The organism is Priestia sp. SB1, assembly GCF_038898415.1.
On record NZ_JBBJSS010000003.1, the window covers coordinates 231,555 to 245,893 of the forward strand.

The 14,339-nt window shown below is 37.8% G+C and carries 14 protein-coding genes; 5 read left to right on the top strand and 9 right to left on the bottom strand.

Annotation, left to right across the window (positions count from 1 at the left end; translation table 11 throughout):
• Positions 1 to 36 precede the first annotated feature (36 nt).
• From WKH56_RS11810 to nhaC, 3 genes are all read right to left on the bottom strand, one after another.
• Complete coding sequence (locus WKH56_RS11810; protein ID WP_013082238.1) at positions 37 to 162, bottom strand: DUF6254 family protein; 126 nt, start codon at positions 160 to 162, stop codon at positions 37 to 39.
• Positions 163 to 249: 87 nt separating this feature from the next.
• Positions 250 to 1,131: an alpha/beta hydrolase family protein gene (locus WKH56_RS11815; protein WP_014461062.1), complete on the bottom strand. Its 882-nt coding sequence runs from the start codon at positions 1,129 to 1,131 to the stop codon at positions 250 to 252.
• 293 nt (positions 1,132 to 1,424) lie between these two features.
• On the bottom strand, positions 1,425 to 2,807 hold the full coding sequence (nhaC, locus tag WKH56_RS11820) for a Na+/H+ antiporter NhaC (RefSeq protein ID WP_033578380.1): 1,383 nt from the start codon (positions 2,805 to 2,807) through the stop codon (positions 1,425 to 1,427).
• A gap of 418 nt (positions 2,808 to 3,225) precedes the next feature.
• Between nhaC and WKH56_RS11825 the strand changes: the two genes are divergently transcribed.
• Entirely contained in the window at positions 3,226 to 5,340 is a 2,115-nt protein-coding gene (locus WKH56_RS11825) for an ATP-dependent Clp protease ATP-binding subunit (RefSeq protein WP_034268219.1), read from the top strand.
• A 50-nt stretch (positions 5,341 to 5,390) separates the two neighbouring features.
• Here the strand turns inward: WKH56_RS11825 and WKH56_RS11830 are convergent, their stop codons facing one another.
• The gene (locus tag WKH56_RS11830; protein ID WP_033578378.1) at positions 5,391 to 5,669 is read right to left on the bottom strand and encodes a hypothetical protein; all 279 of its coding nucleotides are present in this window, start codon (positions 5,667 to 5,669) and stop codon (positions 5,391 to 5,393) included.
• Between the two features lie 340 nt (positions 5,670 to 6,009).
• On the opposite strand from WKH56_RS11830, the gene WKH56_RS11835 reads away from it, so the two are divergent.
• Both WKH56_RS11835 and WKH56_RS11840 read left to right on the top strand, forming a co-directional pair.
• Positions 6,010 to 7,593 carry a PAS domain S-box protein gene (locus WKH56_RS11835; protein ID WP_063247573.1) on the top strand — a complete coding sequence of 528 codons (1,584 nt, stop codon included), beginning with the start codon at positions 6,010 to 6,012 and terminating at the stop codon, positions 7,591 to 7,593.
• Between the two features lie 134 nt (positions 7,594 to 7,727).
• Positions 7,728 to 7,862, top strand: a complete 135-nt coding sequence (locus WKH56_RS11840) for a hypothetical protein (protein ID WP_014461068.1) — start codon at positions 7,728 to 7,730, stop codon at positions 7,860 to 7,862.
• 80 nt (positions 7,863 to 7,942) lie between these two features.
• Here the strand turns inward: WKH56_RS11840 and WKH56_RS11845 are convergent, their stop codons facing one another.
• Together WKH56_RS11845 and WKH56_RS11850 are read right to left on the bottom strand one after the other, a co-directional pair.
• Positions 7,943 to 9,637, bottom strand: coding sequence for a M3 family oligoendopeptidase (locus WKH56_RS11845; protein ID WP_243495628.1), 1,695 nt, complete (start codon positions 9,635 to 9,637; stop codon positions 7,943 to 7,945).
• Between the two features lie 170 nt (positions 9,638 to 9,807).
• Positions 9,808 to 10,278, bottom strand: coding sequence for a MarR family winged helix-turn-helix transcriptional regulator (locus WKH56_RS11850; RefSeq protein WP_013082231.1), 471 nt, complete (start codon positions 10,276 to 10,278; stop codon positions 9,808 to 9,810).
• Between the two features lie 199 nt (positions 10,279 to 10,477).
• On the opposite strand from WKH56_RS11850, the gene WKH56_RS11855 reads away from it, so the two are divergent.
• Positions 10,478 to 11,245 (top strand): DUF4931 domain-containing protein, encoded by a 768-nt coding sequence (locus tag WKH56_RS11855; RefSeq protein WP_063247575.1) that lies wholly within the window; start codon positions 10,478 to 10,480, stop codon positions 11,243 to 11,245.
• Positions 11,246 to 11,401: 156 nt separating this feature from the next.
• Entirely contained in the window at positions 11,402 to 12,133 is a 732-nt protein-coding gene (locus tag WKH56_RS11860) for a ZIP family metal transporter (protein ID WP_028414161.1), read from the top strand.
• 64 nt (positions 12,134 to 12,197) lie between these two features.
• Here WKH56_RS11860 and WKH56_RS11865 read toward each other — a convergent pair whose 3' ends face one another.
• From WKH56_RS11865 to WKH56_RS11875, 3 genes are all read right to left on the bottom strand, one after another.
• Entirely contained in the window at positions 12,198 to 12,437 is a 240-nt protein-coding gene (locus WKH56_RS11865) for an aspartyl-phosphate phosphatase Spo0E family protein (RefSeq protein ID WP_013082228.1), read from the bottom strand.
• Positions 12,438 to 12,601: 164 nt separating this feature from the next.
• The gene (locus WKH56_RS11870) at positions 12,602 to 12,814 is read right to left on the bottom strand and encodes a hypothetical protein (RefSeq protein ID WP_342835647.1); all 213 of its coding nucleotides are present in this window, start codon (positions 12,812 to 12,814) and stop codon (positions 12,602 to 12,604) included.
• Positions 12,815 to 12,939: 125 nt separating this feature from the next.
• Positions 12,940 to 14,280 carry a CoA-disulfide reductase gene (locus WKH56_RS11875; RefSeq protein ID WP_048020355.1) on the bottom strand — a complete coding sequence of 447 codons (1,341 nt, stop codon included), beginning with the start codon at positions 14,278 to 14,280 and terminating at the stop codon, positions 12,940 to 12,942.
• Positions 14,281 to 14,339 lie beyond the last annotated feature (59 nt).

A 14,339-nucleotide genomic window follows, 5' to 3' on the forward strand; every position in this document is an offset into this window, starting at 1 on the left:
CTCCTTTTTTGTGTCTTCTTTTATATGATGGTTAGCTTATTTACGTTTAGGCGTGATTTCTTCTGATAGTTCTTCAAAAGACTTTACTTTTCCATGCGATGGGTTTTGTGATTGCTTTCGTACGTTCCACTGACGCTCTTTTTGACTTTTAGACTGAGTCATTTTGCTTCATCCCCTTTTTATATGCTTACATGTAGTAGGATAAAACAAGCTGCTCTTTTCCATTCATCAAAACTGCTTCCAATTTCTTTACTGCTTAGCTAAATGTATTTTAAACCATTTATCAATTTCCGCGTTGTATTGATCATAATAAGCAGTTAGCGGATGGTCTCCATTTTTGTACAGTACATATTTGTATTCTTTTCCCTGCTCATCTAGCTGTTTCACAAGTTTTTCAGCCTGAGTGTGGTGAACTTTACGATCATGATCGCCCTGTAAAATCAAAAGAGGTGAATTTACTTTATCGCTCCAGTAGACAACAGAACGACTTTTATACCTCTCTGGATACTGCGCCGGATCTCCTACAATTGTCCGCAGCACTTGTTTCATTTCAGGCCCTCTTTGGTCGTAGAATTGAAACATGTCTGTAATACCTGATTGTACGACAACAGCATCAAATTTAACGCCGTTTTTCATCGTTAAATACGTCATCATACCGCCGCGTGAATATCCTAGCGCTACCTTTTGCTGGTGATTTACATAAGGAAGCTGTTCTCCCCATTTAATAAGATTTAATACGTCGTCAATATCTTTACCGCCGTACGTCTCTGTTCCTTCACTTCCGCCATTTCCCCTGTATTGAGTCGCAACAACGACGTAGCCTTTACTTGCCCAGTATGACAAATACTGAAGTGTTTTTGCGCGAATCATGCCATGTTCGCGATTTCCTCCGCGATTATATACTAAAAGCGGATAATGTTTGTCTGCAATGTCTTTAGGCTGTACTAAAAACCCTTTTATCTTTAAATTATCACTAGGATACGTAATGCTATATACATCTACTTTATTTGAATAAGGCGATAATAAATTCAATTTTTCTTTATTTACATCATCACTTTCAGCTCGGTTAAAAACCGCTGTCACACCGAGCACAGCTACAGTGATTAATGCAATGATGCCCCATTTTTTCAACAGAAACCCTCTCCTCAATAAATATCTTTTCTCTTTTATAATGAGTGTTTTCATTTGCCTTTACCCTTCTTAAATGTTTGCTAAAAAGGGCATTCATCCCATCGCCAATACAGCTTATCTATCATACCGCAAAACCCAAATTTCTTCATTAATAAAGAAATAAGAATTCATACAAATACATGAACAGGAAAGACGTATAGTAAATTGTATTATTAAATTATAGATTTGAAAAGTGGAATGATACTTTTTTTGTCGTTTTTTACCTGTCCTTTTTTAAAAAGAAAAAAGCCCAGTTAAGACTGAGCTTTTTTCTTGGCAATACCAATGCCTGTATATGCTAAAATAATTGAAAAAATCGGACATAAAATGCTAAAGAATGTAAATGGAATATAGTCAGCCGCTGGAATATTTAATGCAGTTGAAATAAAAGCTCCGCTGACACCCCACGGAATAATAGCATTAATAACCGTTCCACCGTCTTCAAGCGTTCGTGATAAGTTTTTCGGATCTAAGTTCCACTTTTCATACAGCGGCTTAAACGTTTGCCCAGGCAGAAGAATTGATAAATACTGTTCTCCTGTAATAACGTTCACTCCAATTGAAGATAGAAGCGTAGCAAAAATAACGTCTCCGCTGCGGCGGATTTGTTTTGCTAATCCTTTTAATAAAGCATCAATAATTCCAACCGCTCTCATCAAGCCACCTAGCGACAAGGCAATCATGATAAGAGAAATAGAAAACATCATGGACTGTAATCCGCCTTTGTTTACAATCGCATCGACTACTTTATTTCCTGACTCGATTGCCGGCCCGCTTTGAAGAACCCCTAGCAATTGACTCAGCGTAAATTCATGCTGTGTAATCATTCCTGTAATAATGGCCGTTACAATCCCTAAAACTAACGTTGGCAATACATCGACTCTTCTCATCGAAAAAATAAGAACTAAGAGTGGAGAAAGCAACGTTAACACGTGTAAATTAAACGTATGTTTTAATGCTTCTTGAATTCCTTGAATTTCTCCGTAATTGACGCTTTCATGATTTCCGTTCATTCCGATTACCAATGCAATGATTGCTGTAATAACAATACTTGGAACCGTCGTCCACGTAATATGCTGAATATGTTTAGGGAGCGGCACTTCAACGATACCAGAAGCAAAATTTGTTGTATCAGACAATGGAGACATCTTATCTCCAAACACAGCTCCTGAAACAATCATCCCTGCTGCTAGCCCTGGATGTACACCAATAGCAGTTCCCACGCCAAATAAAGCGACTCCTACCGTACTGACGGTTGTTAATGAACTTCCCGTGAATGTTGAAACTAACACGGTGATAACCAAAGCACTAATTAAAAAGTACTGCGGTGAAATCCAGTGGAAGCCGTAGGATAAAATCGTCGGTATCGTTCCTCCTACCATCCAAATCGCAATGAGCATCCCGATCAGCATTAGAATAAGGATAGGCTTAATGCCAAGTCTAACACCGTCTAAAATGCCTTTCTCCATTTCTGTCCACTTATATTTCAACAAAAAGCCAATCACACTAATAAATGCTACACCAAATATTAGCGGAATATGAGGCGGGAGCTTTAACATAAATAATGAAACAAAAATAATAGCTAATAGCACCAAAACCACCGCTATTGATTGTATAAATGAAATTTCTTTTTTCATGAGGTATTCCCTTTCTATCTTTCTTTTTCACTTAAACGCTTTTATGCTTTTACGCAGTTAAGTGCAAACCTTCTTGAGTATAATTTTTATCCTTCTTGCTGTCAATAACTTATTTTATCCAAGGGCAGGCTCTGCACTCATTTTTCCACTTTTCTTCTTATTAATATTTATTCTCTATCTAAGCAAATCATTGTACAAAATGCTTCTAATGTTTTTATATATATAAAACGGGTACACACAAAACACACGTTTTTTAATGTACTACCTTTTGCACATAAGCGAGGAACTTCCCTCAAAAAATTTTTAAGCAAAAGACTTGAAAGTCAAAAAAGGTCAAAGTATAATGAGATTACGAAAGGTCAAGAAAGGTCAAACACCTGCTGATCTTCGATTAAAATCATTTAGGGAGGCTAATTAAATGATTTGTCAAAACTGTAATAAACGTGAAGCATCTATTCAATTAAATGTACAAACAAATAATCAAAAATCTCAATATCGTTTATGTCATACATGTTATCAAGCACTAATGAAAGAACATAAAATCCCATCAGGCTTTGGAGGTGGCGGCTTTATGAACATCGATGATTTATTCAAGCAAATGGCGCACGAACAAGCTGCACCGGAGCAGCCACAGCAAGGAAACGGCGGCGGAGGCTTTTTAGATCAATTTGGTCGAAACTTAACTCAAATTGCGAAAACGGGATTAATTGACCCTGTTATTGGCCGCGAAGAAGAAGTAGAGCGCGTCATTGAAATTTTAAATAGAAGAAACAAAAACAACCCGGTACTAATTGGAGAACCCGGTGTTGGTAAAACAGCTGTAGTCGAAGGGTTAGCTTTAAAAATTGCGGAAGGAAAAGTTCCTGCAAAGCTGCTAAATAAAGATGTATATCTGTTAGATGTAGCATCACTCGTAGCTAATACGGGCGTGCGAGGTCAATTTGAAGAGCGTATGAAACAGTTAATTTCTGAGCTTCAACAGCGAAAAAACGTGATTTTATTTATCGATGAAATCCACCTTCTTGTAGGAGCAGGTTCAGCGGAAGGTTCAATGGACGCAAGCAATATTTTAAAACCTGCTCTTGCACGAGGTGAACTTCAAGTAGTCGGAGCTACAACTTTAAAAGAGTACCGTTCCATTGAAAAAGATGCGGCTCTTGAACGACGTTTCCAGCCGGTTATGGTTCATGAACCGTCTGTAGAAGAAGCCGTTGAAATTCTAAAAGGAATTCAAAGTAAATATGAAGATTATCACGGCGTTAGCTATACAGATGAAGCGATCCGCGCTTGTGTAAATTTATCACACCGCTACATTCAAGATCGTTTCTTGCCTGATAAAGCAATTGACTTGCTAGATGAAGCAGGTTCAAAAATGAACTTACAGGCAGGCATTACAAATAAAGACGACGCAGCCGCTCGCTTAAAAGAAATTACAAAAGAAAAAGAGCAGGCGCTAAAGGATGAAAAATATGAAGTAGCGGCAAAACTGCGCGATGAAGAAGCTGCTCTTGAAAAACAACTAAACGAAGAACAGCAAAAAATGAATGTGGATATTGCTGACATTCAAGCCATTATTGAAAAGAAAACGGGTATCCCTGTTGGTAAACTTCAAGAAAATGAATCAGCAAAAATGAAGCATTTAGCAGAGCACTTAGCTCAAAAAGTAATCGGACAGCAGGAAGCTGTCGAAAAAGTAGCAAAAGCGATTCGACGTTCTCGCGCTGGATTAAAAGCGAAGCATCGCCCAATTGGTTCATTCTTATTTGTTGGTCCAACAGGTGTCGGTAAAACAGAGTTAACCAAAACATTAGCTGAAGAACTATTCGGCTCAAAAGATGCTATGGTTCGTCTAGATATGAGTGAATACATGGAAAAACACGCGGTGTCTAAATTAATCGGTTCACCTCCTGGCTACGTAGGTCACGAAGAGGCAGGACAATTAACAGAGAAAGTACGCCGTAATCCTTATTCCATCATCTTACTAGATGAAATTGAAAAGGCTCATCCAGACGTTCAGCATATGTTTTTGCAAATTTTAGAAGATGGACGTCTAACGGATAGTCAAGGTCGCACAGTGAGCTTCAAAGACACGGTTATCATTATGACAAGTAACGCTGGTGTAGGTGAAAAGAAAATTACGGTTGGGTTTGACGCAGAAAATGATGCGCTTAAGCAGGCATCCGTTTTAGATTCACTTTCATCTTATTTCAAACCAGAGTTTTTAAATCGATTTGATACAATCATTGAATTTAATCACCTTGAAAAAGATAACTTGATTAAAATCGTTGACCTTATGCTTGCTGAATTAAAAGAAACATTACAAGAACAAAACATCACGCTGAGCGTAGCAGATGAGGTAAAAGAAAAACTGGCTGAACTTGGCTATCACCCTGCATTCGGTGCTAGACCACTCCGCCGAGCAATTCAAGAACAGCTTGAAGATCGAATTACAGATTTACTGTTAGATGATGCGGACGTATCAACAGTGAACGTAACGTTAAATGAAGCGAGCGAAATCACCGTACAAAACTAATAGAAAAAGCGACTCTACTTGAGTCGCTTTTTTTATAGAAATACTTTCGTTTATTTACTTTCATCTGTTTTTTCATCTGTTTTTTCGTCCGCACTATCCGTTGATTCTTCTTGATCATCAGCTGCTTCATCCCCAGATGAGTCATCTGCTTCGTCTTGCTTCATTGTTTCCTGTGAATCATCTGTCGTTGTATCCTCCGATTGAGTATCATCCGACTGTTCGGTTTGCTGTTCTGTTGCATCTTTTTCATCCGTTTGTGAGTTGCATGCTGTGATTAACATAATTGCTAGAAGTGATCCAAATAACTTGACTAATAAACTTTTGTTCATTTTACCGTCTCCTTTCGAATCATCTGAGCCTCTATGTAGTCACCATTCATATGGCTCTACTGGCAGTATAGCCTATCCAATTGGAAAAAAGTTCACTTTTACAAGGTTATCACAAAAGCTTTACATCTCCTTCATTTCGTTCATATTCCCCTCATATTTCCTTAATAGTTTATGACCAGCCACATTCTAGATCTATCTTCCTTGGTCTAAGTGCTCAATTCGGCTATTCACATAGTTGTAACTATGCTAATATGAGTGATATATTACTGTATCGTGCGACTAGCTGACTATGAAGTTATTCTCCTATAAAATTATTCACCATTTAAGAAAGGGATTTTTTATGGAATCACACAACCTCATAAAAAAACGTAATTTTATTCTTTTACTTATTTTTTGGCTGCTGTATTTTGTCCACATTGTGTTATATCACTTTATTGCAGCTGATCCTAATATGATTGTTTTTATAAGCGGAGGAATTTTATTATTGGTAGTGACGGCTATGTACTACTTTCATTTTCATCCTGCTATCATTATGTATTCTTTTTTTATATGCTATTATGCCTATATTGCGTACATAACATCTATTGAACCTGCTGTTATTAATTATTTGTTTTTGTTTCTTGGAATAATTGTTAGCTTTATTTACTATAGCTATATCGCTATTGTAACTTCTACATTAATGTCCATAATAATTGTTTTGTACTTTTATGTAAGCAACACTCTTTTTACATCTGTGACTTTCGTGAAATTAGATATCGTTTATTTCATTTTGTTTACGCTGATCACAATGATTATTTTGTTGTATTGTGCTCATTTCTCTAAAAAATTAATTGCTATTACGACGGTCAAAATGAACAAAACCGAAGATGAACTTTACTCAGCTCAAGAGTATTTACAATCTTTTTTCACATACAATCGCGACGCCATTTCCGTGTTCAGTCTAGACGGCAAAGTGATTAAAGTAAACGATGCTTTTGAGCAAATATACGGATGGAAAGCGGAAGAAATTGTCGGAAAAGCCATCCCATTTATTCCTGCTGGCTTAAAAGGCGACGCTGAAAACCGATTAGAAAGGGTTAAAAAAGGAGAAAAGCTGGTAGCCTTTGAAACCCAAGATAAGCGAAAAGACGGAAAAATAATTGACGTAGAAATTACTGTTTCACCTATTTTTAATCGTGATCAGCAAGTCGTTGCGCTTTTTGGTATTTCACGCGATCTTACAGAAGAAAAGGAAACAGAAAAATTTCTTCGCCAAACCGATAAATTATCTTTAGCCGGCGAAATGGCAGCGGGCATCGCTCATGAAATTCGAAATCCGCTTACTTCCCTGAATGGATTTATTCAGCTTATTCATGAAGACAGCAGCCGCTACCATTCTTATACAACCATCATGCTGAGTGAACTGAATCGTATTAACTCAATCGTTGGAGAATTTTTATTGCTCGCTAAACCTCATGATACGGTTATGAAAAAACATGCATTCTCTACTATTTTAAATGACGTTATTCTTCTGTATGAATCAGAATGTGTATTAAAAAACGTCGTAGTTAAAACGCAGGTGGAAGCTCCGCATACATACATCTGCTGTGATGCCAATCAAATTAAGCAAGTACTCATTAATTTATTAAAAAATGCGCTCGAAGCTATGCCTAGCGGAGGAGAAATCCATTTAAACGTTACTCAGCATACTAAAGGCCTTACTATTTTCATTAAAGATACAGGAGTGGGTATTCCCTCAAATTTGCTTGCGCACATTCAAAAGCCCTTTTTTACCACGAAGCCATCAGGCACCGGTCTTGGACTTGTTGTGATTAAAAACATTCTGTATCAGCATAAAGGAACATTTGAGATTAAAAGCACTGTGGGCGAAGGAACCAGCGTTACCCTTACGATTCCTTTATGGGAACAAGGAATGAACCATTAAAAAAAGAGGCTGGAACAAAAGTATGTTAGTTGAAGGAAGATCCGAACGAGTTTGTTTTTTGAATAAGAATCAAACTCATTCGGATTTTTTTATTATGAGGGTGAGCGTAGGTTTAATCTAGGTGCTTCTAGCTGTTGATTGGAGGGCAAGGCGAAGACTCCTGCGGGAAAAGCGGAATAGGTGAGACCCCGCAGGAGCATAAGCGCCGAGGAGGCTCACCGGCCGCCCGCGGAAAGCGAAGCCTTGCACGGAAATCAACGGCGGTGTAACAAGCGATTCATATTAGATTGTTTATTCGATTTGTTCGTCTTTAGATTCGATTGATTTTGTTATGTCTCAATCTCTTTTTTTATAGCTTTTTATCATCAATACTATTTAAATAGTTTTCAATTTCATCTACTACAGACTGCACGCAGCCCTCTTCGAATGGAGAGATCAAATTCGCTTCCTCTACTAATTCTAAAAATGGCTTACTTCCGCCAAGCTTACACAAATGAACGTAATCTTGCCATGCTTGTTCATGATTTTCCCGATCTTTTTTCCAAAATTGAAATGCACAAATTTGAGCGAGCGTGTAATCAATATAATAAAACGGAGACGTGTAAATATGAAGCTGACGCTGCCAGAAGCCCCCGCTTTCTAGATAGTGATGGCCGTCATAGTTTTTAGAAGGCATATATTTCTTTTCAATTTCTCGCCACGTTTGTTTTCGTTCCGAAGGCGTCATCTCAGGGCGTTCGTATACAGCATGCTGAAATTCATCAACTGCTACCCCGTAAGGCAAGAAAGTTAAGCCTGAGCTTAAATGAGAAAACTGGTATTTATCTTTGTCCTCTTTAAAGAACAACTCCATCCAAGGCCATGTAAAATACTCCATGCTCATCGAATGAATTTCAGCTCCTTCATGCGTAGGCCAGTGATACTCATTGGTTTCCATATCTCGGCTGGAATACACTTGAAAAGCATGCCCTGCTTCATGCGTTAACACATCAATATCGCCTGATGTTCCATTAAAGTTTGAAAAAATAAACGGCGCTTTGTATTCTTCAATAAACGTACAGTAGCCTCCGCCTGCTTTGCCCTTTTTAGCGACTAAATCCATTAAATTATTTTCAAGCATAAAGGAAAAAAATTCGTCCGTTTCTTTAGAAAGCTCCTTATACATAACCCGTCCATTTTCAATAATCCACTTTTCATCACCTTTTGGCACTGCGTTTCCTGTTTCAAACTGAAACGGTTCATCATAATAAGTTAAGCTCTCTACTTGAATTCTTTCCTGCTGACGCTTTTTTAGTTTTTCAGTAAGGGGAACAATATACTCTTTCACTTGTTGGCGAAAAGCGGCAACCATTTCAGCATCGTACCCTATTCTAGACATACGAGCATAGCCCACTTCTACGAAATTTTTATAGCCTAATTTTTCAGCAAGCTTGGTCCGCACTTTTACAAGCTTGTCGTAAATATCATCAAATTCCTCTTCATGATCAGTAAAGAATTGAAACTTCGCTTCTGCTGCTTTTTTTCTCATTTCTCGATCAGGTGACTCCATAAACGGATCGAGCTGAGCTAACGTTCTTTCTTCTCCTTCAAATTCAATTTTAGCTGACGCCACTAGCTTCGTATATTGAGATGATAGCTTATTTTCTTCCTGCAGCTCTTTTACTATTTCAGGAGAGAACGTTTTTAACTGCATTTCAGCAAGAGAAAACAGCTGCTTTCCCCACTTTTCTTCTAGTTCCGGTTTAAAAGGTGAAGAGATTAAGGCTTTGTAAAATTTCTCTACGTATCCTTCTAAAAGCGGCTGTGTTTCATCAAAATAGTCTTGTTCTTCTTTATAAAATTCATTGGCTGTGTCGATAGAATGACGAATATAGCAGATGTTCCCCATTGTACTGTACTGAGAATACGCATCGTTTGCTAGACGAATTGCCTCATTTTGCTGACTGACTGACCCTGCTTCCGTAAAATGTGTAATGGCCTTTTCAAACTGCTTTTCAATTTCATTCATATCAGGTCGCGTATATGTATAATTCTCAAATTTCATCATTTATTCCCCTTCCTCTATTGTCTGTATGTAACCTAATTCGTTTTTATCCAGCTGTATTCCTGTTAATTTCAATTTTTTGTCACTTTTTATTTTTTATGTCGATTGGTCATGAAAGAAGTCATAGAAAAAACTCGTTTGTTCAACAGAAACAAACGAGCTTTCCTTACTTAATTAGTCGATTCCGGCAAAAATTCATCTGCATAGTGCCCTAGTTTCTTAAGCATCGAAATGGCAACTTCCTTTTCTTCGCTAGATAAAACGGATAAAATATCATGAATTCTTTTTTCGTGACTCGGAAACATGCTTTCAATCATTTCCTTGCCTTGCTTGGTGATAGCTGCATAGGTTACGCGACGATCGTTCGGACAAGCAACGCGCTCCAAGAAGCCTTTTTTCTCAAGCTTGTCTACTACATACGTAATACTGCCGCTTGCCAACAGAATTTTTCCGCCAATTTGCTGAAGAGGCTGCTGGCCTTTGTGGTACAATAACTCTAGGACAGCAAATTCGGTTGGATTCATTCCATGCTGTTGAATAAATTTATGCACATGATCATTAATTGAACGATTGGCACGAGATAGTACAATAAATAATTTAAGAGATTGGTCTAACTCTTCTCTAGTTACATCATTCGTCATTTTAATCAGTTCCTTTAATATTATCTTGATATCAAGATAATACTAAAATTTCCCTTCAAAGTCAATCAAAGCAGGCTTATTTCATCGGTTATTCTCTCTGCTTGTACAATTTTTTTGATAAAAAATGTATATAAGTGGATTTATACATATGCTTTTAATACAATAAACATATGAACATTACATAAAAAGGTGAATGATTATGAAACCAACCCATTTATTATTTAATTCCGCGATTGGTTCGCAAAAGCCTGAAACAATCGTTAACCGGCAAAACCCCTGTCCCTTTTGCGACGTAGAATCTCTTACAGGCATCATTGAAAAACAAGGACCTATCATTTGGCTAAAAAATAAGTTTCCCGTTCTGCAAGATGCTTATCAGACGGTTATTATTGAGACCGATGAATGTTCTTCAGAACTATCTATTTATCCAAAAGAACATCTGTATACCTTGCTGAGTTTTGCTACTGAACGATGGATATCAATGATGAACAGCGGAGAATATGCTTCTGTTCTTTTCTTTAAAAACCACGGCCCCATGTCCGGAGGATCATTACGACATCCTCATATGCAAATTATTGGTTTAAATGAGATGGATGTAAATGAAAATGTGAAGCTAGAGCAGTTTGAAGGAGTCACAATTGCCAAAAATGAACACGTCACATTTAATTTATCTGTAAAACCTCGAATGGGCTTTTTTGAATTTAACGTGATAACAGATCAGCTTGACAACGAGCTGCACACGTTTGCAGATTATCTTCAAACGGCTGCTCACTATTTATTAAATCATTTTCATCGTAGCTGCACGAGCTACAACTTGTTTTTTTATAATCTTAAAAACGGCAAAATTGCAGCGAAAATCATTCCTCGCTTTGCCACATCTCCTTTGTATGTAGGATATGGCATTCCTCAAGTTTCCAATAAGCTTGAGCACATTGCTAATCAAGTTCAGGAGCTGTACTTCACCTAAAAAGTTGAACCTCCACTGGTTCAACTTTTTTGTAAGATTATTGCATAAAACTGTTCATTTTTAAAATAGTCATGCTCATAGAAACAAAAAAAACATACACTAAAAGAACGATGTGAATTGAGGATAAAAAGAAGAATACGTAAAAGGAGACGGTTTATGACTGAGGTATTAATTGGAAGCATTCTTTCTGCGCTATCGACTGGAGTAGGCGCTTTGCCTATTCTATTTTTGAATCAAGAACTCACTCATCGCTGGAAAGATATACTTCTTGCGCTCACTGCAGGCATTATGACAGCAGCTTCTACTATGAGCTTAATTCCAGAATCTCTTCAAAGCGGCGGTTTTTTTTCCTTAGCGATTGGCTTACTGCTTGGCGTGGTAACATTAACACTCTTGGAGCAGAATATTCCTCACATTGATCTTGAGCATTCTAAAACCGGCATACAGTTTGATGAAAAAGCACTTTTAATTGTTTCCGCTATTACGTTGCACAACCTTCCTGAAGGACTGTCTGTTGGTGTGAGCTACGCTTCAAATGTTGAAAATACAGGGAACTTAATTGCCCTTGCAATCGGTCTTCAAAATGCACCTGAAGGACTGTTGGTCGCGCTATTTTTAGCTCAGCAAAATATCAGTAAAATAAAAGCATTTTTAATTGCTACCCTTACAGGATCAGTTGAAATTGTAACGTCTTTACTCGGGTTTTATTTAACTAATTTTGTGGAGTCTCTCGTTTCATATGGATTAGCGTTTGCTGCCGGAGCCATGCTTTTTATTATTTATAAAGAGTTAATTCCGGAAAGTCACGGCGATGGAAACGAAAGATTTGCTACTTATTCGTTTATTTTTGGTATTTTGTTTATGATTTTTTTAATTAACATTTTTTAAAGCTGAAGAGAGGCCACGGGCAGCGTAATTGTTTCACTGCCCGATCCCGAATGCTTGTCCTGCATTACAGCTTTGAAAAAGATAAAAAACGGCTAATCAGTGTGGCAAACGATGTCTTTTCTTCCTCTTCTTTTAAACGCTGCTTTTGATAAACGAGTAAGAGCTGATCAAGCTCTTGACTACAGGTAACGGTTTCTTCATTAGTCAGACCTTTTTCTTCTCCGAGCTGCACCATCTTTTGTCTTTTTTGGACGATTTCCACTAATAATCTCTCTGATTTCGTTCTATTTCTCACTCCAAACACAAAATCCTCTCCTATGACAAAGAAATTAGCTTATAACGCATTATTACAAATTCTACTAAATATGTAAATAGAGTCGCAATAATAGACATTTTTTTCGCAAAAAAATTATTTTGTCGGAATTTATAAACGCTTACATTACTATAGGAATACCGTTTATCTTTTTTTTACAAGTTGTTTTTCGACAAAAGATGCTGCTTGTCGAATAAAAAAGAGGTTGAGACATAACGAAATAAATCCAAACGAAAGACGAACAAATGAGATACATGAGCTGGACTGCTTATGACACCGCAATTGATTTCCGTGCAAGGCTTCGCTTTCTGCGGGGTCTCACCTGTTCCGCTTTTCCCACAGGAGTCTTCTCCTTGCCCTCCAATCAATTGCTAGAAGGAACGAAACAAATAAAACGATGTGCACCATCACAAAAAAAGAACCACTCATCAAACAGGTTGATGAACGGTTCTTTTTTTACTTGGGCTCAACTACTTTTGTCCCAGCCTCTTTTTTATTCAGCTTTTTGAGCAGCGATCTGTACAGCATCCCATACCGTAGCAAAAGGAGGGGCATACGAAAGATCTAGCATGGTTATTTCATCTGTTGTGAGGCGGCAAGTAATAGCTGTCGCAAATACATCGATTCGTTTTGCAACTCCTTCTTTCCCAATCATTTGAACCCCCAAAATCTCTTTTGTTTCAGGATGATAAACAAGTTTTATCACAATCTTTTCAGCTCCTGGATAGTAAGAAGCATGACTCGGAGCCCCGGCTGTGATGGTTTTGTATAAAAGAGAATTTTCTCTTGCTTCTCTTTCTGAAATGCCGGTTTTTCCAATTTCATAGTCCATCACTTTGACAATGCTTGTACCTAGAACACCCGGAAATTTTCTATTTTCTCCCCCTAATCGGTAACCAAGAACCCTTCCCTGCTTATTGGCAATGGTTCCAAGAGCAATATGAACATCTTTTTTTAATACGCGGTGATAGCTCGTTGCACAATCTCCCGCTGCGTAGATATGAGGCACGTTGGTTTCCAACTTCTCGTTTACTAAAATAGCTCCATTTTCAAGCATTCTTAGTCCGTTTCTTTCTAAGAATTGCGTATTCGGACGAACTCCTACATTTACAATCACTAAATCCGTTTGGTACGTTTGACGGTTTGTTTGAACGTGAGTGACGGAACCATCTGAATGCAGCAATGCTTCCACTTCTTCTTCGAAATGAAATAAAATATCGTCATCTAGCTGCTTTTGTAGATGCTCTGCCATGTCTTGATCTAAAATAGATAGAATCTGCTTTCCCTGTTCAATGACCCGTACTTCTTTTCCCAAAGCCTTCATTGCTTCAGCTACTTCCATTCCGACATATCCTCCACCAATAATAGTGACTTTTTCTACGGAGTGAGCCTGTAGATATGTATAGATTCTTTCGCTGTCTTCTAATGACTTTAATGTGCATACATTCGGCATGTTATCACTCATAAAATTAGGTTTAACAGCCGTTGTTCCAGTTGCAATGATGAGTTCATCATATGTTATCTCTTTTTCAGCGTGCGTTTTGACATCTTGTGCTACTATGTATTTCTTTGTATGGTTTACTTCTTTAACTTCGTGAAAAAGATGGACGGAGATATTTCGCTCTTCAAACTCTTGTTTCGTACGAGCAATCAAATCGTCTTTTTCTTTTACAACACCTGACAGATAGTAAGGCATGCCACATGCGCTGTAAGAAATATCTCCACCTTTTTCAAACACAAGGATTTCCACTTCTTCTTTTTCTTTCATCCGGCGAAGCTGTGAAGCTGCGCTCATTCCGGCGGCTACTCCTCCTATAATGACGACACGTTTCATCTATACTCCCTCTTTCTACATAAATAATAGATTATACTATTGTTTTTCCTTATTCTTCC